Consider the following 22609-nt stretch of genomic DNA (forward strand, 5'->3'; position numbering starts at 1 on the left):
CGCGCAGCGGGAAAGGCAACCGCATGACAGACCGAGGGGCGATCGGCGCGGTGGGCACGATCGTCGTCCCGACCCGGGGCCCGGACGGCCCCGGTGAGGTGATGCTGAACATCGGTGGTGTCCGCGAGTGCTACTTCGCCGACAGCGACACTCCGCTGGACCGGGGGCAGAGCGTGATGGTCGTCGAGGTGGCACCGCACCGGCACGTGACCGTCGTGCCCTGGGCCGATTTTCCTGTGCCGCAGTAGACAGTCACGCCGACGCGGAAACCGATCACCCCGACCGGACCCGGTCCTATGCTCACCTCGGACTCACCGCGGAGCGAGAGAAAGTAGGCCTGGGATGTTCGGTTATCGGGTTCCTGATCCGGATGAAGCACTGCTGATCTCCGGGGGGCGTTCCAGCAGCGGTGCGCCTTTCCGGGTCGTCATCGGACACGGCGCATTCGTGGTCCCGATGTTCCGGCGTGCGAATCTCCTGTCCCTGGCCATGACCGAGGCCGAAGTACAGGAAACCTGCGTCACCAAACAGGGAATCGCCCTGAACGTCAAGGCCGTCATCGCCTTCAAAGTCGGCAGCGATGTGGAATCCATCGTCGCCGCCGGCCAACGCTTCCTGTCCGACCAGGACCAGATGTCGGTTCTGACCGGACGCATTTTCGCCGGGCATCTCCGATCGATCATCGGCTCCATGACGGTCGAGGAAATCGTCACCGAACGGCAGAAACTGGCCACCGAAGTGCTCGACGGTTCGAAACAGGAAATGGCCAAGATCGGACTGACCGTCGACGCCCTGCAGATCCAGTCCATCGACGACGGACGGCTGGGTTACATCGCGGCGATGTCGGCCCCGCACAATGCGGCGATCCAGCAGGCCGCCGCGATCGCCCAGTCCAACGCCAACCAGATGGCCGCGCAGGCCGAGCAGGATTCGTTGCGCAAGCAGGCCGAGTACCAGCGGCAGACGACGATCGTCCAGGCCCAGTACAAGGCCGAGGTGGACCGGGCCCAGGCGGCCGCGGCCCAGGCCGGCCCCCTCTCGCAGGCCCAGGCGCAGCTCGAGGTGCTGCAGGCCCAGAAGGACGTGGCCGAGCGCAATGCCGAACTCCGCGAGCAGCAGCTGGTGGCGGAGGTGGTGAAGCCGGCGCAGGCCGAGGCCGAGAAGACCAAGATCCTGGCCGCAGCCGAGGCCGAGAAGATCCAGATCCTGGCGGCCGCGGCGGCTTCGAACAATCGGGTCGCGCTCGACCGTATGCTCATCGAGCAGCTCCCGGAGATCGTGAAGTCGGCCGCGCAGGGCCTCAGCGGGGCCAACGTCACGGTGCTCAACGGGGCCGACGGACTCGGCGATATCGCCGCGTCGCTGGTCGGACAGGGCTCGGCGATCTTCGAGGCCGTCCGTAAGGGCTTCCAGGGCGGAGTGCCCGGCACCGCGGCCGGGGGGAACTCGTCGCCCACGTCGGTGAAGATCGCGCCCGAACTCAATTCCTGACCGCGCTCAATTCCTGACCGCACTCGATCGACCGCGCTCGGGGGCGACCGGACGGCTCTCGTCGCGGACGCTCAGCTGCGGCGGTCGACCTTGTGCTGGGCCGCCTGGGCGCGGGGCCGCAGCACCAGCAGATCCACGTTGACGTGCGCCGGCCGGGTCACCGCCCAGGTGACCGTGTCGGCCACATCGTCGGCGGTCAACGGCTCGGCCACGCCCTGGTAGACCGCGGAGGCACGCTCGGCATCTCCGCCGAGCCGCTTCATGGTGAACTCGTCGGTCCGCACCATGCCCGGGGCGATCTCGATGACCCGGACCGGCTGATCGAACAGCTCCAGCCGCAGCGTGGCGGCGATGGCGTGGGTACCGTGCTTGGCCGCGACGTAACCGCCGCCGCCTTCGTAGGCGGTGAACCCGGCGGTCGAGGACATGATCACGATCGTTCCGGCGCCGCTCGCGATCAGCTTCGGCAGCAGCGCCTGCGTGACGTGCAGGGTGCCCATCACGTTGACGTCGAACATGGCCTGCCAATCGGCCGGGTCGGCGGTGGCCACCGGATCGGCGCCGAACGCGGCCCCGGCGTTGTTGAACAGGACGTCCACCCGGGACAGGTTCGCCGCGAAGGCGTCGACCGCCGGGCGGTCGGTCACGTCCAGTCCGTAGGCCGTGCCGCCGATCTCCTGGGCCAGCGCGCGGAGGCGATCGAGGCGCCGGGCGACGAGCACCACGTCGTACCCGGCCGCCGCCAGCCGACGCGCCGTCGCCTCGCCGATGCCGCTGCTGGCCCCGGTGACCACGGCCACCGGGCGATCGCCACCGGCGTCACGGGAATCAGACTGCGGGGCCATGCGGGTCTCCTTCGAAGGGCGGGATCGGAGCCCAAGCCTGACACACGTCGACCGGCCCGCTCCCGCGTGGCGCCGATCGTCGGCTGGTGACAGCATCGTGGGTGTGACGACATCGAACCCATCGAGCCGGGTGGCCGGCGACCCGACCGTGCACGACGGCCGGACGTTCGTCGTGGTGGGGGCCGGTCTGGCCGGGGCCAGAGCGGTGGAGGCCTGGCACGAACGGGGATTCACCGGAAAGGTGGTCCTGATCGGCGACGAGGCCGAGCCGCCGTACGAGCGCCCCCCGCTGTCCAAGGGCTACCTGAACGGGACCGACGACCGGGACAGCGTTTTCGTCCATCCCGCCGAGTGGTACGCCGACCACGGCGTCGACCTGCGGATGTGGACCCGGGTGACGGCGATCGACCCGGTCGGTCATCAGGTCGACCTGCAGGACGGCCGCTCGATCCACTACGACAAGCTGCTGCTGACGACCGGATCCCGGCCGCGCCCGTTCCCCGGGCTGCCGGACGCCCTGCCGAACGTGCACTACCTGCGCCGACTCACCGATTCCGACACCCTCAAGGGCGTGCTGGCCACGGCCGGCTCCGTGGTGGTCGTCGGGGCCGGCTGGATCGGGCTGGAGGTGGCCGCAGCCGCCCGGACCGCACACCGGCCGGTAACGGTGATCGAGTCCGCCGAGTTGCCCCTGCTGCGCGTATTGGGCCGGGAGGCGGCCCGGGTGTTCGCCGATCTCCATTCCGAGCACGGTGTCGATCTGCGGCTGGGCGTGGCGATCGACCAGTTCGTGGTCGAGGACGGACGGGCGAAGGCGGTGCGGTTGGCCGATGGCACAGTGGTCGAGGGCCACGAGTTCGTGGTCGGCATCGGCGTCGTTCCCAATGTCGAACTGGCCGCCGCGGCCGGGCTGGACGTCGACGACGGCGTGGTGGTGGACGCCTCGCTGCGGACCAGTGATCCGGACATCTTCGCGGCCGGCGACGTCGCCCGCGCGGCGCATCCGCTGCTCGGCCGATCGATCCGGGTCGAGCACTGGGCAAATGCGGACCGGCAGCCGGCGGTGGCCGCCGCGGCCATGCTCGGTGACGAGGTCCGTTACGACCGCCTGCCGTACTTCTTCACCGACCAGTACGACCTGGGCATGGAATACACCGGCTACGTGGAACCCGACGGTTACGACGAGGTGGTCTTCCGCGGCGACGTCGGGCGACGCGAGTTCATCGCGTTCTGGCTCCGGGACGGCCGGGTGCTAGCCGGCATGAACGTCAACGTCTGGGATGTCACCGATGCCATCAGCGCGCTGATCCGGTCCGGTCGGCCGGTCGATTCGGCCCGTCTGGCCGACGTCGACGTCCCACTGGACACGATGGGGTGACGCTCGGTCCGGGCGGGCCCGGGTCCGACCCGAGGCCGCCCGCACCACCCGGACTGTCGGGGTCGTAGGCCACACTGGACCGACCATGAGCGACAAGTACCTGACCAAGATCGCGGCCCTGTTGCGCAAGGCCGAGACGACCGACAACGAACACGAAGCCGACGCCTTCCTGCAGGCGGCGCAGCGGCTCGCCACTCTGTCCTCCGTCGACCTGGCCGTGGCCCGGGCCCACTCGACGGCCAAGGAAGCGCGCGCGGTCCCGACGCAACGGACCATCACCATCGGTGAGGCCGGCAAGCGCGGTCTGCGTACGTTCGTCCAGCTGTTCCTGGAGATCGGCCGGGCGAACAACCTGACCTGCGACATCGCCCGCGATTCGACCCGGGTGTACGCCTACGGCTTCGACACCGACATCGACACGGTCGAAGCGCTCTACACCTCGTTGGTGATCCAGATGGTGCGGGCCTCAGACGAGTACATCAAGTCGAAGCGGTACACCGCGGAGAAGGTCGGACGCTGGATCGAAGTCCCCACCACCGGCCCGCTCCGCCGTCGGCCGCAGTACGAGTGGCAGGAGAAGCCGGTGCACGCCACCACGGCCCGGGTCAACTTCCAGCAGGCCTTCGCCTCCCGGATCGGTGCCCGGCTCCAGGAGGCGACCCGGACGGCCCGGGAACAGGCCGTGGCCGACGACACCGGCGGAGCGACCGGAGTCGCGGTCGTCCTGCGGGCCAGGGAAGTCGAGTTGAGGGACCACTACAAGGCCACCTCCACCGCGCGCGGGCACTGGCGCGGCACGTCAGCCAACTCCGGCTACTCCGAGTTGGCCAGCAAGGCCGGCGACAGGGCCGGCCGGACGGCGCGACTGGGCGCGGAACGGGCCATCGGAGGCCACCGTCCGGCGGTCAACGGGTGAGCGCACCCGACCGGCAGCGGTCCAAGGTCTACGAGGCCGAGGCCCTCGTCCGGCGGATCCTGGACCGCTCCGTCGACCATCCGATCGTCGACGTGGCCGGATCCCGGCTCACCCTGCCCCCGGAGCGGAAGTTCGCGTCGCTGGAGTCGGTACAGCACTACGTGGACCGGGTCCTGGCCCTGAACTGGGTGGCCGGCCGCTGGCCGAGGGCGGCCCTGCCGATCACGGTGCGGGCCCGGGCCGGACAGGAACGCGCGCACTACGAACGGGCGTCCTGCGTCATCGCCGTGCCACTGCACCGCGGTGCGACCGCGTGGGCCATGCGGGAGATGGTGGTGCTGCACGAGATCGCGCACCATCTCGCCGCCGACGACGAGTCCGACCACGGCCCGGCCTTCACCGGGCGGATGATCGATCTCGTCGACGGCGTCGTCGGGCCGGAGGTGGCGTTGCTGCTCCGGGTCACCCTGCTGGACGTCGGAGCGCGGATCGGCTGAGTCGCTCAGCCGACCGTGATCGCATCCAGCAGCCGCTTGAGGAAGTCCGAGGCCCGGACAGGCGGGTAGTCGTTGGCCTTCCCGATCGGTGGCTGCAACGACTCCACCATCGCGTCCCAATCGGCCTCGTAGAAGTAGACCAACGAGACCAGGTCCTCGTCGGGCGCCTCGGCCTGCGGCGGCAGCACCCGGTGGCGGTTGGACTTCCACCGGTCGCCGCTCCACCGGGCCAGCAGGTCGCCGGTGTTGATGGTGAACGCATCCGGGTTGTACGGCGCGTCCTCCCATTCCCCGTCGGGCGAGAAGACCTGCAGGCCGCCCCGGCCCGGTTCCCGGTCGAGGATGGTGAACGTCCCGAAATCGGTGTGCGGCCCGATCCGGAACTGGCCGGGTTCGGCCTCGCCGGCGATCGTCGCCGGTGGATACCAGTTGATGTTCATCGTGTGCGTGGAGTGCGCGGTCTTGTCGGTGAAGAAGCCGGGCCGCTGCGACAGCGCCGATTCGGCGATGGTCAGCAGCGTCTCGGCCAACTCGCGCATCTGCGCCAGGTAGCCCGTGATCGACTCCGCCAGGGCCGGCACCTCGGCCGGGAAGACGTTGTCGGAGAACCAGAAGTCGTCCACGTCGGGGTTCCCGGTCTTCTCCGTGGCGCCGACCGAGTACGACTCCTTGAGATCCGGAGGAGTCGCGGTTCCCTCGGCGTAGCCGTTCGCCTCGACCCCCGGCGGCAGCCACCCACGGCCGCCGACGGTCACCGCGTAGGCCTGCTTGGTCGCGGGCGGCAGGGCGAAGAACTCCCGGGCGGCGGTTCGCACCGCGGCCCGGTCGGCCCGGCTCACCCCGTGGCCGGTGACCAGGAAGAACCCAACCGACTGGAGGGCGGCGTCCATCTCCCCGGCCACCGCCGCCCGGCCGGCCTGCGTGCCGTCGAACCACGGCGTCAGATCAATGGTCGGAACGCTACCCATGACGGTGGCCCTACTTCGTCGCCGCCGCGAGCTGCTCCGGTGTCGCCACTTGGATCGGCTGGGCCAGGGCGCGGTAGAGCGCCGCGTACAGGACGGCGGCGAGCACGAACCCGACTTCGAACGTCAAGTCGCCGACGGCCGGCGCATGCTGGGGAATGACCCCGACGTAGAACGTCTGGTTGGAGAACAACCAGATGGAGATGACCGCGCTCACGAACATGGCGATGGGCCCGGCCCAGTTCTTGTACGAAGGATCGCCATAGGCCAACTCGTCCGCCCGCGATCGACGAAGGATGCGGTCGACGAAGACAACACCCAGCCACGGACCGATCCAGTAGGCGATGACCAGCAGGAAGTTCTCGTACTGGTCGATGTGGTCCAGGCCGACCAGAGCCACCACGAAGCCGGCCAGACCGGAGATCACGGCAACCGCGCCACGTGCGGTCGGGGTGGGCAACCTGATGCCGGTCGCGGTGAACGACAGCGCGCTGGAGTAGACGTTCAGCGCGTTGGCGGCGATGGCGCCCAGACAGATGCCGAGCAGCGTGAGCTTGCCCAGCCAGGTCGGCATGAGGCTGGTGTATGCGTCCGTCGGGTTGGCGAACGCCCAGTTCGGGCTGTCGAAGTTGAACGCGGCGGCACCGAAGGCGGTCACCACGGCCGCTCCGAACACCTCGAGCAGGGTGCAGGAGATGAAGACGCCGAGCCCGGCGAAGATCCCGGCCTTGCGACCGGATCCCGGCGGCAGGTACCGCGTGTAGTCCGAGGCGTAGGGGTTCCAACCGGCGGCATACCCGAAGGTCGCGCCGAGCGCGATCCAGAAACCACCGGGGATCGGCGCGCCGGCGGCGGACGGGTGCGACTTGGTCAGCAGGACGATCCCGCCGACCACGAAGATGACGGTCAGGACCGGTGCCGCATATTTCTCGAAGATCTGGATCAGGTTGTGCCCGAAGTAGGCCAGGGCCAGCATCAGGACGACGACGATGACCAGCGCGAGGTACTTGTTCATGTTCGTCAGAGCCGACAGCGCCAGGGCACCGCTGACGCTGTTCACCGCGAACCAGCCGACCCCCGCGATCAGCCAGTTCAGGCCTGCCGGGAGCAGGTTGCCCAGGAACCCGAAGGCCCGCCGCGAGAGGACCATCTGGCAGAAGCCGCTTTCCGGTCCCCAGGTGGACAACACCATGTGAGCGGTCGAGCCCAGCAGGTTGCCCAGGACGATCGCGGCCACCGACTGCCAGAAGCTCAGGCCGAAGAAGAGCACACAGATCACGCCGACATAGATGGTGGCGAACTCCATGTTGGGCGAGGTCCAGGTCCACAGCATCTGCAGCGGCTTGCCGTGCCGCTCGGACAGCGGGATGACTTCGGCGCCTCCCGGTTCCACGGCGGTGACCTTCGCGCCGTAGTGGCGATCTTCGGCGACTTCAGCAAGAGAGGCAGACATGGGACGAATCATCCGGTCGGGTGCCCGATTCGACAAGGACCTTCGTGTCAACGTCATGTTTCCGAGACGTCACCGGCCCGCTGAGCGGTCCCCGTGGGAGGTTGCAACAGGCCGTCGACTACGACGAGAGTGGGCCGGTGACCGCACCGGATTCGACTCCTTGGCAGTTGCCTCGGGCGCGGCGGTCGAGCCAACCGTGGGCCAACGGTCAGGGGGTCAGCGAATCGGTCAGCCGGCATGTCCCCGACGAGCCACGAGACGAGATCCTGTGGCGCGTCAACATCGCCGACATCCCGGGTGATTGCGACTTCTCCCAGCTCGTCGGCGTCGACCGTCAGTTCATGCTCCTCGACGACGTGGAGTTGACCCTGGAGTTGGACCTACCCCGTCTGGTGCAGCCGCTGGAGCCGATCGAGTTCGCCGGCGAGATGGCGCCGGTCTGCCGTGCAGCCGCGCCGGCGCGCGCGATCAATCTGCTGATGCAGCGCGACCGGGTGTTCGGCCGTCTGGAGCTGGTCACCGTGACCAGGTCGGTGCACATCCCGGTGCCGCCGGGCGGGTCGGTGGTGGTGGTCAAGCTCGACGGCGACCCGACCTGGCGCGGCGGCCGCGACCTGAGGCCCGGGGACGCCGTCCGGCTGGACCGCCCGGTCCTCGGCGGCCCTATCGCCCTGCCGCTGTCCGGCCACGGACGGGTGGCGGCGATCTCGGTACTCCCGATCTACCCTCGCCACCGGGACGACGAATGACGGCAGGTCAGTTGGTCAGACCCCCGATGAAATCGGCCAGCACGAGATGGAACCGCTCCGGTTCGTCCAGATGTGGGAAGTGTCCGGCCCGCGGGAAGATCTCCACCCGGCTGTCCGGGAGCGCCGTGCGTACTGCTTCCGCGTGGCTGGCCGGGATCAACCGATCCCGTCCGCCCCAGACCACCAGTATCGGCCGCCCGGCCAGACCGGCCAGTCGCGGCAGCGCGCTCACCGTCTGCCCGGTGACGTCGATGACCGACCTCGACGTGGCCAGGAACGCCCGGCGGTTGGCCGCATTGGCGAAGGTTCCCATGCCGAGCCATGCCGCCTCGGTGCTGGCCGTCACGAGGGGGAGGCCGAGCCGGGCCATCAACCCGAAGGCAGTGTTGCCGCAAGCGCGGATCCAGGAAGACGCGATGATCGGCAGGACGAACTCGCTCCCGGGCAAGGTGGCCAGCCGCAGCGCCGGGCTCAGGTCCGGGCCGAGGCCGCCCGAACTGACCAGGGCCAGGGCACGCACCCGCTCCGGGAACAGATAGGCCAGCTCCAGGGCGACGCCGCCGCCGAGAGAATGACCGACGACGATGACGCGGTCCAGGCCCAAGCCGTCGAGCAGGTCGCGGATGGCCGCGGCGTGGCCACCAAGGGAGAAGTCGACCTGACGCAGGCCACCGTCGGAATCGTCGACCTCACCGTGCCCGAACAGATCCGGGGCGATCACCCGGTGGGAGGCCGAGAGCGCCTCCATCTGGGCCGACCAGGTCCGATGATCGCTGATCAACCCATGGATGAACAGGACCGGCTCACCGCGTCCGGCCTCGGTGAAGGTCAGACCGGCGATGCCCAGTTGCGTCGAACCGCTCTCGTCCACCACGACCTCCAGGTACTCGGCGCGGGAAATCGACTGGCACGAGACCTTGGTTACCGACGAGTAGCACCGACTGTACGGGAGTGATCGCCGATGGACCTCGGCCAGCCTACGGCGCCTTCCCGGACCGACCGGCCGGTCCCGGTGAGCGTCGGGTCCGGCCCTTGGGCCAGGATGGGCAGGACACACGTCCGTTACCGCGGGAAGCGAAGATCATGACTGCACTCGACATCACCACCACCGACGCCTGGGCCGCGCTGAAGGCCCATGAACCGAAGATCACCCCACTGCACCTGCGGGAGATCTTCGCCGATGATCCGGCCCGCGGCGCGGAGCTCACGGTGCGGGCCGCCGACCTCTACATGGACTACTCGAAGCACCGGGTGACCCGAGAAACGCTGGGCCTGCTGACCGATCTCGCCGTCGCCGCCGGCGTCGAAGCCCGCCGTGACGCCATGTTGCGCGGCGATCACATCAACACCAGCGAGAACCGCGCCGTCCTGCACACCGCACTGCGGCTTCCGGCCGACGCGGCCCTCACGGTCGACGGCCAGGACGTGGTCACCGACGTTCACGACGTGCTCCGGGCGATGGGTGACTTCACCGACCGGCTGCGGTCGGGTGAGTGGGTCGGCGCCACCGGCAAGAAGATCAGCACGGTGGTGAACATCGGCATCGGCGGGTCCGATCTGGGTCCGGTGATGATCTATCAGGCGCTGCGGGCCTACGCCGATGCCGGGATCAGCGCTCGTTTCGTGTCCAACGTCGATCCCTCGGACCTGGTCGGCAAGACGGCGGACCTCGACCCGGAGACCACGCTCTTCATCATCGCGTCCAAGACCTTCTCCACCCTGGAGACCCTGACCAATGCCACCGCCGCCCGGCGCTGGCTGCTCGACGGCCTCGGCCTGGACGGCGAGCAGGGCACGGCCGCCGTGGCCAAGCACTTCGTCGCGGTGTCGACCAACGCCGAACGCGTCGCGAAGTTCGGTATCGACACGGCCAACATGTTCGGCTTCTGGGACTGGGTGGGCGGCCGTTACTCCGTCGACTCGGCGATCGGGCTGTCCGTCATGTGCGCGGTCGGCAAGGAGAACTTCGCCGAGCTGCTGGCCGGATTCCACGCCGTCGACGAGCACTTCGCCACCGCTCCGCTGGCGCAGAACGCGCCGGTGATCATGGGTCTGCTCGGCGTCTGGTATTCCAACTTCTTCGGCGCCGAATCGCGGGCCGTGCTCCCCTACTGCAACGACCTCAACCGGTTCGCCGCGTACCTGCAGCAGCTGACGATGGAGAGCAACGGCAAGTCGGTCCGGTCCGACGGGTCGCCCGTATCCACGTCGACCGGCGAGATCTTCTGGGGCGAGCCGGGAACCAACGGGCAGCACGCGTTCTACCAGTTGCTGCACCAGGGCACCCGCCTCGTCCCGGCCGACTTCATCGGGCTGTCCGAACCGCTGGACGACCTGCCGACGCAGGACGGCACCGGCAGCATGCACGACCTGCTGATGAGCAACTACTTCGCCCAGACGTCGGTGCTGGCGTTCGGCAAGACCGCGGAGGAGATCGCCGCCGAGGGCACTCCGGCGGATGTGGTGCCGCACAAGGTGATGCCCGGAAATCGCCCGTCCACCAGCATTCTCGCGCCGAAGCTGACCCCGTCGGTGGTCGGTCAGCTGGTCGCCCTGTACGAGCACGCCACCTTCGTCGAGGGCGTGATCTGGGGCATCGACTCGTTCGACCAGTGGGGCGTCGAACTCGGCAAGACGCAAGCGGTCGAGCTGCTGCCGGTGCTGACCCAGGCCGCTGCCCCGGCCGCGCAACACGATTCGTCCACCGACGCCCTGGTGCGCCGGTACCGCACCGAGCGGGGCCGCGCCAGCTGACCCGTCCTGATCCAGCCGCCGCACGACGAATGCCGGGAGGATGTTGCTCCGATGACGGACCCGCACCGGCCGCCCGCCGGACACACCGTGCTCGCCGAGGTCGAGGGCGAGTCCTACGGTTCGTTGCTCCGTCGGCCGACCTCCCGGGCTCAGCGGTACCACCTGGGCCGCACCCTGCGGGCGAAGGTGTCCCGGGCGGCGCTGGGTGAGTGGACGCCGCCCATCGGCCGGCCGGATCCGGTGGCCCAGATCATGGCCTCACACGAGGGGCGGTTGGCCTCGTTGATCCCGATCCGGATCGGCCGGATGGTGGCGTCGCCGTACGGGTTCCTGCGCGGGACGGCCATCGTGATGGCCGAAGACGCCGCCCACCTGCCGGCCACCGGGATCACGCCGGTGATCTGCGGCGATGCTCACCTGGGCAACTTCGGGTTCTATGCGTCCCCGGAGCGGGATCTCGTCATCGACCTCAACGATTTCGACGAGGCCCACCCGGGTGGCTGGGAGTGGGACCTGCGCCGCCTGGTGGCCAGCATCTGGGTGGCCGGACGGCAGAACAGCCACAGCGAACAGACCTGCGAGGCGGCCGCGCGGGCCTGTGTGGCCGCCTACCGCGGCGAGGTGCGACATCTGGCCGACCAGCCGCTGCTGTCCCGGTCCTACCAGCGGCTGGACGTCGACGACCTGATCAAGAACACCGCCCACCCGTCACTCAAGACGGAGATCGACCGGGCCGCCCGCCGGGCGCGGTCCCGGACCAGCGACCGCGCGCTCCCCCGCTTCACCGAGGAGCACCAGGGACGCCGGCGAATCGTCGAGGAACCGCCACTGATCACCCGGGTCGGGGCGGCCGAGGCAGATCTGGTCGGGGCCGCTCTCGACGAGTACCTGACCACCCTGGCGCCGCACTGGCGGCGGGCTCTGGGCGGCTACACCCTGGTCGACATCGCCCACAAGGTGGTCGGCGTCGGCAGCGTCGGATTGCGGGCCTACGTCGCGCTGCTCGAGGGCAGCAGCCCCGACGACGTCGTCTTCCTCCAGCTCAAGCAGGCCCGGCGCTCGGTGCTGGCCCAGTACGTGCACGGCGGGTCGGCCTGGCACGCGCACCAGGGCCAGCGGGTGGTGGAGTACCAGCAGGCGCTGCAGACGGTCAGCGACCCGCTGCTGGGCTGGGCGACGGTCGACGGTCGGCAGTACTACGTGCGGCAGTTCCGGAACATGAAGGGCACGATCGCTCTGGACGCGATCGACTCGCAGGCCCTGACCGACTACGCCGGTATCGTCGGCCAGCTGCTGGCCAAGGGGCACGCCAGAACGAGCGGCGCGTCGATGATCTCCGGCTACGCCGGCTCGTCGGACAAGCTCGACATCGCCCTGGCCCGCTTCGCCCGGCTCTACGCCGATCAGACCGAGGCCGACCACGCCGCCCTGGTGGCCGCGGTCGCCCGCGGCGTACTGCCGGTCGAGTACGGCGTCTGAGCCCTGCCGCCCCCTACTGCGCCCGCCGCCCCCTACTGCATCGACCGGAATGATATTTGCGCTCCGGCGCCACTTTTGCGTGAATATCATTCCGGTCGACGAGCCAAGGGCGAGTCGTCGCGAGCCAAGGGCGAGTCGTCGCGAGCCAAGGGCGAGTCGTCGACGGGCCAAGGGCGGTGCGTCAGCCCGTGGGCCCGAACCGCTCGACGCGGATGGCGGACGACGGGACCCCGGCCCCGATCAGCAGGCGGCTCGTCGCCTCGGCGAAACCGGTTGACCCGCAAACGAACGCCGTCGGACCACCGGTGACCAGGGGCTGCAGGTCGGCCGGACCCAGACGCCCGGCCGCGCGCATCACGCTCGGGTCGCTCGTCCGGCTCAACGCGACCGTCGCCCCGGCCGCGATCAACTCGTCGGCGTAGGGCAACTCGGCCAGTGAGCGGGCCGAGACGGCGACCTTCAACAGGTCGGGACGGCCGACGTCACGGGCGTGACGCACCATCGACACCAGCGGCACCACACCGGTTCCGCCCCCGACCAACAGCCCAGGAGCGTCGCCCCGCCAGACGAACCAGCCGCCGATCGGGCCACGGACCTCGAGTTCGTCGCCGACCTGGACCACGTCGGCCAGGAATCCGGAGACCTCGCCGTCCTCCAGCCGCTCGACGAACAGCTCGATCCCGGGCTGGGCCGGGGAGGACGCGATCGAGTACGACCGTTGGGCGGTGTAGCCGTCCTCGGCCCGCAGTCGGACGATGTAGTGCTGCCCGGGCAGATGGGCGATCCGGTCGGGCACGTCGAGCACCAGCCGCACCGCGTTCGGCTGGGGGTGCTCGACCTCCCGGACCACGGCCGTTCGCCAGCCGCCGACCGGCGCGGCCGGACCGGTGCCCGGCCCGATCTCGGTGTCCATGACGTCCGGCTCAGTCACCTTGGTAGCGCTCTTCCTTCCACGGGTCCCCGTGGTCGTGGTATCCGTTTCGCTCCCAGAACCCCTGCTGGTCGTGATCCATCAGGGTCAGCTTGCTGACCCACTTGGCGCTCTTCCAGAAGTACAGGTGCGGCACCAGGAATCGCATCGGGCCACCGTGCTCCACCGGGAGCGGATGTCCCTCGTGGTCCCAGACCACCCACGCCTTCCCGTCGCTGATGTCGGACAGCGGCAGGTTGGTCGTGTAGCCGGTGGTCGACCTGATCATCACGTGGGTCGCGGAGGGCAGGGGTGACGCCGCGGCCAGCAGGATGTCGGCGCTGATCCCACCGAAGCTGGTGTCGAACTTCGACCACGTGGTGACGCAGTGGATGTCACCGCGATACACCGAGCCCGGGAGCTGGTGGAGTTCCTTCCAGGTCCAGGTGGATTCTCGTTCCACCAGCCCGTCGATGGTCAGGGTCAACTTCTCCGGGTCGAGTCGGGGGGTCACCTCGGCCGTCAGGACGGGGAAGTCCTTGCCCACGTCGTACTGTCCGGGGGGAAGTCGATCATTGGCGGGACGACGGGGGCGCCCGCTGAAGCCTCGTGTCATCGGCTCATTGTGCCGTAACCCGGGTACCGAACAGGCTGTCGGCTGGACCACACGCCGCCGCGGGAAGCGGTATGACCCCCGGACCCGGGGCGTCAACGCCCCGGACCGATGCACGGTCCAGGCCCCCGGACAGGGCCCCGGGGATGCGGAAGAATCGCCCCATGACCTCACCGGAGAAACCCTTGAGCCGCCGCGGGGCGATGGCCTCGCTCGGCGCCGCCGGGGAGATCACCCTGCAGGGGCTGCTCTCGATCCTGCTGCTGCCATTGCTGATCGTCTCCACCGCTCTGATCGTCATCTGGGTCGGACTGCCGATGCTGGCCGGCTCGCTGGCCCTGGCGCGGTCGCTGGCCGGGTGGGAACGACGGCTGGCCGCGCGGATGCTCGGGATCGAGTTGCCGTCGCCCTACCGCCCGGTCGGCGACGTCGGGCTGCGCGAGGGGTTGCGGGCCCGGTTGACCGATGCCGCGACCTACCGCGACCTGACCTGGCTGGTGGTGTCGGTCGCCGCCGGCTTCGCGCTCGGCCTCACCTCGATGATCTTGTACCTCATCCTGCCCCTGGGCGTGCTGGCCTCGCCGGTGATCGTCCGGACCTATCTCACGCTGAGTTCCCTGATGTTGCGCCGGTCGGGCACGCAGGCGCTGGAGCGACGGATCGGCGAACTGTCGACCTCGCGCGCCGAAACCGTCGACACCCAGGCGGCCGAGATCCGTCGGATCGAACGCGACCTGCACGACGGTGCCCAGGCCCGGTTGGTGGCCCTGAGCATGAATCTCGGGCTGGCCGAGCAGATGATGGACCGCGATCCAGACCTCTCCCGCGAGTTGATCGCCGAGAGCCGCCACTCGGCGTCGATCGCGCTGACCGATCTGCGCGGGTTGGTGCGTGGCATTCACCCGCCCGTGCTGGCCGACCGGGGCCTGGTGGGCGGGCTGCAGGCACTGGCGCTGGCGGCTCCACTGGAGGTGGACGTCGACGTCGTGCTGGTCGGCCGGGCACCGGCACCGGTCGAGTCGGCGGTCTATTTCGCGGTGGCCGAGGCCCTGACCAACGCGGCCAAGCACTCCACCGCCGGGAATGCGTGGATCTGGTTGCGGCACAGTCACAACCGTCTCACCGTGTCGGTCGGTGACAACGGAATCGGAGGCGCCACGTCGACGCCGGGTGGCGGATTGCACGGAATCGAGCGCCGGCTGGCAGCATTCGACGGGACGATGACCGTGGCCAGCCCGGCCGGCGGTCCGACCATCATCTCCATGGAGCTGCCGTGCGTGTTGTCATCGGAGAGGATCTAGCCCTCCTGCGGGACGGGCTCATCCGGTTGCTCCGGGCCCACCAGTTCGACGTGGTCGAGGCGGTCGACAACGGTCCGGACCTGCTGCGCGCTCTGGTCGAGCACCGCCCCGACGTCGCGATCGTCGATGTCCGGATGCCGCCGACCTTCACCGACGAGGGTCTGCGAGCAGCGATCGAGGCGCGGCGAGAAGTCCCCGGCCTGCCGATCCTGGTGCTGAGCCAGTACGTCGAGCAGCTGTACGCGCGGGAGCTGCTGGCCGGCGGCGGGGGTGGGATCGGCTATCTGCTGAAGGACCGCATCTCGGACCTGGACCAGTTCGTCGAGGCGGTCCGGCGCGTGGCCGACGGTGGCACGGCACTGGACCCTGAGGTGATCGCCCAGCTGCTGGCCCGCCCGCGGACCGCGAACCCGCTGGCCGGCCTGACCCCACGGGAGACGGAGGTCCTCGGATTGATGGCCGAGGGCCGATCGAACGCGGCGATCGCCGCCCGGATGTTCATCACGGAGAAGGCCGTCGGGAAGTACACGGCGGCGATCTTCGGGAAGCTGGACCTGCCGGTCAGCGAGGACGACAACCGGCGGGTGCTGGCCGTGATCAAGTACTTGATGCCCGGATGAGACCCGTCGGGCGAACGGAGTACGAAACCCGGGCTGCTCCTCGCACCTGACGCTACGTCGCGATGCAAGGGCCGACTGGACGATGGTCGGCGGCCCGGGAATCGGGTGACTGTCCACTACTTGCCTGACCGCCGTCCCCGATGGGGAACGGACAACGGTCCGACGTCTTGGGACGGCGGCCTAGCGGCCAGCCACCTCACGAGTCCTGTACGTCATCAACGTGGGACCACCTCCTTCCGGGTTCGATTCCGACGGTAACCGCCGTTCGAGCACCTCGCAACGAGATTTTTCAGCGTCGTCTCTCAGTCGTCCAGGTCGCCTTCGCCGTCCCCGCCGATGACGTGGACGGCCGCCTCCTCGGCGGTGGCACCGGCCCCGTCGATCCCGATGTCGCCGGCCCAGAGATCCTTGTCGGTGTCTTCGTAGGCACCCGAGTCGGCGTCCACCAACCGCCCCGCCCGTGCCCCGCCAACCTCGTCGCCGTACTCGGAGAAGAGGTTGTCCTCATCGCCGGCCCCGACGTCGGGCTCCTCGGCGGCGAGCAACTCGTCCAGGCTCAGCCCCTCGTGCTCTTCGGCTTCCGTTGGCACATGCACGACCGGCTCGCGGTCCGGCGGCGAGTAGCCCTCGTCCAGCGGGTCGACCAGGCCGCGGTCGAGCAGGGTGTCCGCACTGTCCAGCTGCACCGAAACATCGTCGGCAGCCTCGTTCTCGCGACCAGTTGGGTCGTCGTCGGCCATGGTTGTTCCTTTCGTGAGCGCAGTGAACGCACCGGTTCTCGGCCGGCGTGCACCACCCACCGTATCTCCCGTGACGCGGCGGACGCCTCCCCCGGTCAGCCGTCCTGCAGCACCGAGAGCACGTTGCCGGCCGGGTCGGTGAACCAGGCGATATCGGGTCCGCGTTGATAGGAGCGACCGCGCATGATCCCCTTCTCATCCTGCGGCATCCCGGGGTACCTGGTCATCTGGACTCCCTTGGCCGCCAACGCATCCACCACGGCGTCGATGTCGTCGACCGGAAAGTTCAGGATCGTGTAGGTGGCTGGCCGATGGTCGGCCTTGGCGTAGATCAGGGTGTCCCGGTCGCCGGCGGTGTGCAGGTGCAGCATGCCGTTCGCCTCGGTGACCGCGATGCCCAGCTTGTCCTCGTAGAATTCGCGGGCCGCGGCGATGTCATCCACCGAGAAGCCACTGAATGCCGCAGTCTGTCCGAGCATGCCGTCCTCCGTTGGTCGTTGCCCCAGTCTGGACTATCCGGTCTGGAAATCACCGGCGGGAATCGATGCCGCTCGGATCCGATCGCTCCGGCACGGGTCGTCCGTGGCGCCGGCGGCCTCGATCTCGGCGCATCCGTCGGCCTTGAGGCGGGCCCCGACGGCCTCCGCGATCTCGGCGAACGCGACCAGCTGGTTCGGCGTCAGCAGGTCGATGAAGTACGACCGAACCGCGTTGACGTGACCGGGCGCCGCCTGCACGATGGCGGCCCGTCCGGTGTCGGTCAGCTTGATGAACGCGCCCCGCCCATCGGTCGGGCACTCCTCCCGCGAGACCAGTGACCGGGATTCCATCCGCCGGATGTGGTGGGACAGCCGGCTTTTCTCCCACCCGATGGCCTGCACCAGGTCGCGCGCCCGCAGTTGCTGCTCCGGCGCCTCGGACAGCTGCACCAGGACTGCGTAGTCGGCGTTGGACAGGTTCGAGTCGCGGGAGAGCTGTCGATTCAGGGCGGCGGAGAGCGGCATGTTGAGGTGCTGCAGGGCCCGCCAGGCCCTGGATTCCTCGTTGTTGAGCCACTTCGTTTCCGTCACACCATGATCGTACGTGATTGGTTGATGCATCACCATGGCTCGGATACGAACGGTCTGTGACGCTCCTCGCCTGGCACCGGCAAAATCAGCGGTCGCCGAGCCCGTGCGCCGAAAAAAGCTCCGGCCCCGGAGTCGAAGGACCCGGGGCCGGAGACGGAACGACGGTGCGGATGCCTACTTGGTGATCTCACCCTCGCCGCGCTGCTCGAACACCGGCACGTCACCGACGATCGGGTTGGTCCGGCGCGACGGGGCCAGGTACTTGGTGAACAGGTTGACGAAGGTGGCCAACCGGTTCCGGTTGCCCAGCAGCAGCCAGATGTGCAGCAGCATCCAGGTCAGCCAGGCCAGGGTGCCGGTGTACTTGATGGACTTGCCGGCAAGCTTGATGTCCACGACGGCGGCGCGGCGGCCGATCGTGGCCATGGTGCCCTTGTCGTGGTACTTGAAGCCGTGCAACGGGCGTCCGGCGATCAGGGAGGCGATGCCCTTGCCGATGTGCAGGCCCTGCTGTTGCGCCGGGGTGCCCAGCTGCGGCAGCGGATCCGGCGTGACCGCCAGGTCTCCGGCCGCGAAGATGTTCTTGACGCCGATGACGCGCAGTTCGTTGTCGACGGTGATCCGGCCGCCGCGGCCCTGGGGAAGGCCCCAGCCGGCGACGGCCTTCGGGATCGTCACGCCGGTGGCCCAGACGATCACGCCGGCCTTGAGGAACTCGCCGGTCCCGAACTCCACTCCGTCCGGGCGGACCTCGGCCACCGAGGTGCCCAGCTTGAGCTCGACGCCGCGCTCGCGCAGGGCGCGGGCGGCGAACTCCTGCAACTTCACGTCGAACGGGCCGAGAACCTTGTTGGTCATCTCGACCAGCACGATGTGGGTGCGCCGCGGGTCCAGTTCGGGGTAGATCGACGCCATCGCGTCGTTGCGGAGCTCGGCCAGCGCGCCGGCCATCTCGACCCCGGTCGGGCCGGCACCGACGACGACGATGGACAGGTCCTCTCCGGTGGCCGAGGCGGCGGCGTGTTCGAGGTTGGTGAAGATGCTGTCGCGCAGCTTGAGGGCCTGGGCGCGGGTGTAGATCGCCATCGTGTTCTCTTCGGCGCCCTTGGTGCCGAAGTAGTTCGTCGTGGCGCCGGTGCACAGCACCAGGTAGTCGTAGGCCATCTCGCCGCCGTCACCGAAGGTGATCCGCTGCTTCTCGTGGTCCAGACCGACGACCTCGCCCTGACGGAAGCTGACGTTCCGCTGCGACATGCGCGCGGCACGCAGGAAGAAGGTGACGTCGCCGGGGTTCAGGCCGGCCGTGGCCACCTGGTACAGCAACGGCTGGAAGGCGTTGTAGGTGTGACGGTCCACCAGCGTGATGTCGACATCGGCTTTGCGCAGACCGCGCAACGTCATCAACCCGGCCATGCCACCGCCGACGATGACGACGTGGGGGCGCCTCCGGGCCGTGACGATCCGAACGGGTGCGCTGCTGTCTGTCATCTTGCCGATCCTCCTGATGGTTGATTCGCGCCGACCGAACGCCGCATGCGAAAGGCTTCGCCGACAAACGGAGCACGTTAGGGCTCTTTGTGCTGGCCGGCGTCATTGAAGGCCTACATCACGTGCCGCCCGGACAAGGGTCAGCCGTCAAATTCTGGCACATCTTCGGGGCACCGATTTCACGCACTCGTGTCGGCCGACCCCGATCGCCTCAGTCGGTCCGCTGCCCGGCCCGGGCGACCGAGGCATCCCGGCGAACCTCGTCGTGGTTGCCGGGCAGGCTGGCCCAGGCGAACGCGGCGAGCAACAGCATGTCCAGCGTGACGGCCACGGCCTGCCACATGGCCCAGGAATGCGGCGCGTCGAGGCCGGGCGTCGCCACTCCGGCCGCCGAGACCAGGACCATGACCAGGGCCACCGCCCCGAGTACGACGAAGATCCACGCGGAGCGCCGTAACCAGGCACAGGCATGGTCCATGGCCAGGGCCATGCCGATCGGGAGTGCGACCAACGCCAGGATCGACGCTCCCATGTGCACTTTCGCGTGGAACGACTGCTGCAAGCCGCCGGCATCGGTGCGCACTATGCCCATCAACACCAGCCCGAAGCTGCCTGCTCCGAGCCAGTACCCAACATGGTGCTCGTTCATGCTCCCGCCGGCGCGCAAGGTCAGCGCGGCCAGCGCCACGACGGCCGTCCAGGTGGTGAAGACCCAACCACGAGGACCGACGCCGTACTGCGACACCGAGACATCCGGCGGGAAGAAGTCATGGTTGAGGTATTGGATGAGCAAGCAGAGCACCAGGCTGGCGACGGCCGCCACCCGACCGACGATCAGCAGGTTCTCCGACGTGCGAGCAGCGCCCGCACTCACGGGCTGGCCTGCCAGGTCCACCGGCGACGAGGTCACCCCTTCATCATCCCGCCTCGGGCCATCCACCGCCGCACCTAGCCCTGTGATGTCGGACCGGCCACGGCTACATCACCGCAGACGGGACCAGATCTCGATAGCTGCGCCACATTCCGGCCGGCGTCTGCACGGTGTCAGCGGTGAGGAGACCACGGACCAGCGCTCGGGTCACGACATCGGCTGCGGCGCACAGAATGTGGTGGAACCCGATCGGATCCGGGACCGGGCCGTCGGGTAGGGACGCGGCGAATAGCGTGTCGCCGTCGAACTGGGTGTGCACCGGGTTGAGCGCGCGGGCCAGGCCGTCGTGGGCTGTCGCGGCCATCTTCGCGCACTGGGCCTTGGTCAGCGACGCGCTGGTGGCGACCACCCCGATCGTGGTGTCGGTGATCGACGGAGTGCGAAGCTCCGGCCCGGCGGCCGCGATGACGGCCGCGATCGCGTCCCGGTCACCCTCGGAGGGGCGCCGGAGGGTCGGCCCGTCCGCGGCCAGCAGCAGGCGGGCGCCGAGCAGTTCCCCGGTCCGCGGATCGATCGGCGAGCCGACCGCGTTGGTGACCACCAGGGCGGCGACCACCGTCCCGTCGGGGAGGGTCGCCGACGCGGTACCCAGCCCGCCCTTGATGCCGGCCGTCACCGCACCGAGACCGGCTCCGACACAACCCATCTGGACCTTCCCGCCCGCGGCCGACGTCGCCCGACGGCCGAACTCCGGGCCGGGTCGGGCGTCGAACCGGCCACCCCGGCCCAGGTCGAAGATGACCGCCGCCGGCACGATGGGCACCACACCCTCGATGCCCGGGAGTTCCACCCCGACCCCGGCCGCACCCAGAGTGGTCGCGACCCCGTCGGCGGCGGCCAGGCCGTAGGCGCTCCCGCCGGTCAGGACGACTGCGTGGATCCGCTGGGCGGTCGCCGTGGGATGTAGCAGATCCGTTTCCCGCGTGCCGGGCGCCCCGCCTCGCACGTCGACCCCGGCCGTCATCCCGCCGTCCGGCGCCAGGACGACGGTGGTGCCGGTCAGGTGGCCGTCGTCGCGGCGGTCGAACTGCCCGACGCGCAGTCCCGCGACGTCGAGCAACGAGTTGGTCGGTCCGGCCGGGTACTCCATCAGTTCGGCCGCGGAGCGTCCAGGAAGCGCAGGGCCGCCTCGATGTAGACCTCGGTGCAGGTCAGGATGTCCTCGACTGCCACGAACTCGTCCTTGGTGTGGGCGATCCATTTGCCGCCCGGCCCGTAGACCACCGTTTCCAGCCCCGCGTCCCTGGTCAGGATCGTGCCGTCGGTGGTACCGGGCACTCCGCCCAGGACGGCCGGACGTCCGGTCACGGTCTCGTGGGCGAGCACGAGGGCGCGGACCACGTCGGCGGTTTCCGGGGTGTTCACCGGCGGGCGGTCGTCGATGACCGTGATCGCGACGGTCAGGCCGGCGTCGTCGGCGATCTGCTCCGCGAGCCGGGTGATCAGGTGCAGAAGGCCCTGATGGCCGACGCCCGGGATGGTGCGGATGTCGAGCCAGACCGACGCCGACGCCGGAATGACGTTGACCTGGCTGGGATCGCCGGCCGCCAGCACCGTGGGCGTCAGGTAGAAGTTGCCCAGATGCGGGTGGCTCCCGACGGATTCGCTGATCTGACGCTCCAACTCCGACAGGCCCATCAGCAGTGATCCCAATGCCGGCAACGAGTTGCGGCCCTGGTGGGGCATCGCGCCGTGCGCCATCACACCCTGCAGGTCGACGCGCATCCGGATCGCCCCCTTGGCCACCGCGCAGACCTCGCCGCCCTCGGGTTCGCAGACGATGACACCGTCGATGCCGGACCCGGCCAGGTCGGACCGGGCGAAGTCTTTGGCGCCCAACATCATTCCCTCCTCGTCGGCGAGTATGCCGACGATGATCCGCCCGGGGAAGCCCTGCTGCTGGACCGCCCGCGCAGCGTGGATCATCGCGGCCACACCGGCCTTCATGTCGGCCGAGCCGCGTCCGAGCAACCGGCCGTCGACGACGTCCCCCGAGTACGGCGGGAACGACCACGAGTCGACCTCACCCGGAGTCACGACGTCGACGTGACCTTCGAACATCAGCGTGCGCCCGGGGCCCGTTCCGTCGATGACGGCGACCACATTGGGCCGGCCACACTCGACGTCGTCCACCGTCACCGCCCACCCGAAGCCACGCATGGTGTCGGCCAACAGTGCGGCCGCGGCCGTCTCGACCTCCTCGACCCCGGGGGCGACGGCGGTCGGCAGTCGCACCAGCGCCTGGGCCAGGGCGACGACGGCGTCAACATCAAATGCGCGAGTCATGTGGCCGATCTTGCCCTACTGGCCGTCCGCGTCGCCCCGGTTCGTCGGCCGCCGCGTCAGGCTGCCGCGCGGGCCGACTGGACGCGTGGGCTGGCTGCCGCGTGGGCTGGCTGTCGCGTGGAT

Annotated in this window: 23 protein-coding genes; 10 read left to right on the forward strand and 13 right to left on the reverse strand. The window is 69.3% G+C overall.

Features of this window, described 5'->3' with window-relative positions; genetic code table 11:
• Positions 1–23: 23 nt before the first annotated feature.
• Both BLS97_RS19905 and BLS97_RS19910 read left to right on the forward strand, forming a co-directional pair.
• Positions 24–248, forward strand: coding sequence for a hypothetical protein (locus BLS97_RS19905; RefSeq protein WP_090479594.1), 225 nt, complete (start codon positions 24–26; stop codon positions 246–248).
• A 94-nt stretch (positions 249–342) separates the two neighbouring features.
• On the forward strand, positions 343–1491 hold the full coding sequence (locus BLS97_RS19910; RefSeq protein WP_090479598.1) for an SPFH domain-containing protein: 1149 nt from the start codon (positions 343–345) through the stop codon (positions 1489–1491).
• 71 nt (positions 1492–1562) lie between these two features.
• On the opposite strand, the gene BLS97_RS19915 is transcribed toward BLS97_RS19910, so the two are convergent.
• Complete coding sequence (locus BLS97_RS19915; protein ID WP_090479602.1) at positions 1563–2336, reverse strand: SDR family oxidoreductase; 774 nt, start codon at positions 2334–2336, stop codon at positions 1563–1565.
• A gap of 103 nt (positions 2337–2439) precedes the next feature.
• Between BLS97_RS19915 and BLS97_RS19920 the strand changes: the two genes are divergently transcribed.
• The 3 genes from BLS97_RS19920 to BLS97_RS19930 all read left to right on the forward strand — a co-directional run bounded on the left by BLS97_RS19920 (position 2440) and on the right by BLS97_RS19930 (position 5127).
• Positions 2440–3714: an NAD(P)/FAD-dependent oxidoreductase gene (locus BLS97_RS19920; RefSeq protein WP_231988206.1), complete on the forward strand. Its 1275-nt coding sequence runs from the start codon at positions 2440–2442 to the stop codon at positions 3712–3714.
• 85 nt (positions 3715–3799) lie between these two features.
• Positions 3800–4630: a DUF2786 domain-containing protein gene (locus BLS97_RS19925; RefSeq protein ID WP_090479609.1), complete on the forward strand. Its 831-nt coding sequence runs from the start codon at positions 3800–3802 to the stop codon at positions 4628–4630.
• Complete coding sequence (locus tag BLS97_RS19930; protein WP_090479612.1) at positions 4627–5127, forward strand: TIGR04338 family metallohydrolase; 501 nt, start codon at positions 4627–4629, stop codon at positions 5125–5127. The genes BLS97_RS19925 and BLS97_RS19930 overlap by 4 nt, the downstream gene beginning before the upstream one ends.
• 5 nt (positions 5128–5132) lie before the next feature.
• On the opposite strand, the gene BLS97_RS19935 is transcribed toward BLS97_RS19930, so the two are convergent.
• The gene (locus BLS97_RS19935) at positions 5133–6095 is read right to left on the reverse strand and encodes an isopenicillin N synthase family dioxygenase (protein ID WP_090479615.1); all 963 of its coding nucleotides are present in this window, start codon (positions 6093–6095) and stop codon (positions 5133–5135) included.
• A gap of 10 nt (positions 6096–6105) precedes the next feature.
• Positions 6106–7545 (reverse strand): purine-cytosine permease family protein, encoded by a 1440-nt coding sequence (locus BLS97_RS19940; protein WP_090479618.1) that lies wholly within the window; start codon positions 7543–7545, stop codon positions 6106–6108.
• 137 nt (positions 7546–7682) lie between these two features.
• Between BLS97_RS19940 and BLS97_RS19945 the strand changes: the two genes are divergently transcribed.
• Positions 7683–8294, forward strand: a complete 612-nt coding sequence (locus BLS97_RS19945) for a HutD family protein (protein ID WP_157695571.1) — start codon at positions 7683–7685, stop codon at positions 8292–8294.
• 7 nt (positions 8295–8301) lie between these two features.
• On the opposite strand, the gene BLS97_RS19950 is transcribed toward BLS97_RS19945, so the two are convergent.
• Entirely contained in the window at positions 8302–9165 is an 864-nt protein-coding gene (locus BLS97_RS19950) for an alpha/beta fold hydrolase (protein ID WP_231988207.1), read from the reverse strand.
• 212 nt (positions 9166–9377) lie between these two features.
• Between BLS97_RS19950 and pgi the strand changes: the two genes are divergently transcribed.
• Both pgi and BLS97_RS19960 read left to right on the forward strand, forming a co-directional pair.
• Positions 9378–11048, forward strand: a complete 1671-nt coding sequence (gene pgi, locus BLS97_RS19955; protein ID WP_090482711.1) for a glucose-6-phosphate isomerase — start codon at positions 9378–9380, stop codon at positions 11046–11048.
• A gap of 51 nt (positions 11049–11099) precedes the next feature.
• Entirely contained in the window at positions 11100–12527 is a 1428-nt protein-coding gene (locus BLS97_RS19960) for a DUF2252 domain-containing protein (RefSeq protein WP_090479627.1), read from the forward strand.
• 181 nt (positions 12528–12708) lie between these two features.
• On the opposite strand, the gene BLS97_RS19965 is transcribed toward BLS97_RS19960, so the two are convergent.
• Positions 12709–13458 (reverse strand): FAD-binding oxidoreductase, encoded by a 750-nt coding sequence (locus BLS97_RS19965; RefSeq protein ID WP_231988208.1) that lies wholly within the window; start codon positions 13456–13458, stop codon positions 12709–12711.
• Positions 13451–14053 carry a sulfite oxidase-like oxidoreductase gene (locus BLS97_RS19970; protein ID WP_090479629.1) on the reverse strand — a complete coding sequence of 201 codons (603 nt, stop codon included), beginning with the start codon at positions 14051–14053 and terminating at the stop codon, positions 13451–13453. The genes BLS97_RS19965 and BLS97_RS19970 overlap by 8 nt, the downstream gene beginning before the upstream one ends.
• Positions 14054–14214: 161 nt before the next feature.
• Between BLS97_RS19970 and BLS97_RS19975 the strand changes: the two genes are divergently transcribed.
• Entirely contained in the window at positions 14215–15351 is a 1137-nt protein-coding gene (locus BLS97_RS19975; RefSeq protein WP_090482717.1) for a sensor histidine kinase, read from the forward strand.
• On the forward strand, positions 15324–15971 hold the full coding sequence (locus BLS97_RS19980; protein ID WP_090479632.1) for a response regulator transcription factor: 648 nt from the start codon (positions 15324–15326) through the stop codon (positions 15969–15971). The genes BLS97_RS19975 and BLS97_RS19980 overlap by 28 nt, the downstream gene beginning before the upstream one ends.
• A gap of 302 nt (positions 15972–16273) precedes the next feature.
• Here the strand turns inward: BLS97_RS19980 and BLS97_RS19985 are convergent, their stop codons facing one another.
• The 7 genes from BLS97_RS19985 to BLS97_RS20015 all read right to left on the reverse strand — a co-directional run bounded on the left by BLS97_RS19985 (position 16274) and on the right by BLS97_RS20015 (position 22486).
• A complete protein-coding gene (locus BLS97_RS19985; protein ID WP_090479634.1) occupies positions 16274–16711 on the reverse strand; it encodes a DUF5709 domain-containing protein in 438 nt (145 codons plus the stop codon).
• Between the two features lie 95 nt (positions 16712–16806).
• The gene (locus BLS97_RS19990; RefSeq protein WP_090479641.1) at positions 16807–17190 is read right to left on the reverse strand and encodes a VOC family protein; all 384 of its coding nucleotides are present in this window, start codon (positions 17188–17190) and stop codon (positions 16807–16809) included.
• Between the two features lie 33 nt (positions 17191–17223).
• The gene (locus tag BLS97_RS19995; protein ID WP_231988209.1) at positions 17224–17781 is read right to left on the reverse strand and encodes a MarR family winged helix-turn-helix transcriptional regulator; all 558 of its coding nucleotides are present in this window, start codon (positions 17779–17781) and stop codon (positions 17224–17226) included.
• 174 nt (positions 17782–17955) lie between these two features.
• Complete coding sequence (locus BLS97_RS20000) at positions 17956–19269, reverse strand: NAD(P)/FAD-dependent oxidoreductase (RefSeq protein WP_090479644.1); 1314 nt, start codon at positions 19267–19269, stop codon at positions 17956–17958.
• Between the two features lie 211 nt (positions 19270–19480).
• Complete coding sequence (locus tag BLS97_RS20005) at positions 19481–20143, reverse strand: DUF998 domain-containing protein (RefSeq protein WP_157695572.1); 663 nt, start codon at positions 20141–20143, stop codon at positions 19481–19483.
• 103 nt (positions 20144–20246) lie between these two features.
• Complete coding sequence (locus BLS97_RS20010) at positions 20247–21290, reverse strand: P1 family peptidase (protein ID WP_090479649.1); 1044 nt, start codon at positions 21288–21290, stop codon at positions 20247–20249.
• Positions 21290–22486: a M20 family metallopeptidase gene (locus BLS97_RS20015; RefSeq protein ID WP_090479652.1), complete on the reverse strand. Its 1197-nt coding sequence runs from the start codon at positions 22484–22486 to the stop codon at positions 21290–21292. The genes BLS97_RS20010 and BLS97_RS20015 overlap by 1 nt, the downstream gene beginning before the upstream one ends.
• Between the last annotated feature and the right edge of the window lie 123 nt (positions 22487–22609).

The sequence above is a fragment of the Nakamurella panacisegetis genome, from assembly GCF_900104535.1.
Taxonomy (GTDB): domain Bacteria; phylum Actinomycetota; class Actinomycetes; order Mycobacteriales; family Nakamurellaceae; genus Nakamurella; species Nakamurella panacisegetis.

Coding starts and splice junctions, on each gene's coding strand:
- BLS97_RS19905 (WP_090479594.1), top strand. CDS start 24: ATGACAGACCGAGGGGCGATCGGCGCGGTGGGCACGATCGTCGTCCCG.
- BLS97_RS19910 (WP_090479598.1), top strand. CDS start 343: ATGTTCGGTTATCGGGTTCCTGATCCGGATGAAGCACTGCTGATCTCC.
- BLS97_RS19915 (WP_090479602.1), bottom strand. CDS start 2,336: ATGGCCCCGCAGTCTGATTCCCGTGACGCCGGTGGCGATCGCCCGGTG.
- BLS97_RS19925 (WP_090479609.1), top strand. CDS start 3,800: ATGAGCGACAAGTACCTGACCAAGATCGCGGCCCTGTTGCGCAAGGCC.
- BLS97_RS19935 (WP_090479615.1), bottom strand. CDS start 6,095: ATGGGTAGCGTTCCGACCATTGATCTGACGCCGTGGTTCGACGGCACG.
- BLS97_RS19940 (WP_090479618.1), bottom strand. CDS start 7,545: ATGTCTGCCTCTCTTGCTGAAGTCGCCGAAGATCGCCACTACGGCGCG.
- pgi (WP_090482711.1), top strand. CDS start 9,378: ATGACTGCACTCGACATCACCACCACCGACGCCTGGGCCGCGCTGAAG.
- BLS97_RS19960 (WP_090479627.1), top strand. CDS start 11,100: ATGACGGACCCGCACCGGCCGCCCGCCGGACACACCGTGCTCGCCGAG.
- BLS97_RS19970 (WP_090479629.1), bottom strand. CDS start 14,053: ATGACACGAGGCTTCAGCGGGCGCCCCCGTCGTCCCGCCAATGATCGA.
- BLS97_RS19975 (WP_090482717.1), top strand. CDS start 14,215: ATGACCTCACCGGAGAAACCCTTGAGCCGCCGCGGGGCGATGGCCTCG.
- BLS97_RS19985 (WP_090479634.1), bottom strand. CDS start 16,711: ATGGCCGACGACGACCCAACTGGTCGCGAGAACGAGGCTGCCGACGAT.
- BLS97_RS19990 (WP_090479641.1), bottom strand. CDS start 17,190: ATGCTCGGACAGACTGCGGCATTCAGTGGCTTCTCGGTGGATGACATC.
- BLS97_RS20000 (WP_090479644.1), bottom strand. CDS start 19,269: ATGACAGACAGCAGCGCACCCGTTCGGATCGTCACGGCCCGGAGGCGC.
- BLS97_RS20010 (WP_090479649.1), bottom strand. CDS start 21,290: ATGGAGTACCCGGCCGGACCGACCAACTCGTTGCTCGACGTCGCGGGA.
- BLS97_RS20015 (WP_090479652.1), bottom strand. CDS start 22,486: ATGACTCGCGCATTTGATGTTGACGCCGTCGTCGCCCTGGCCCAGGCG.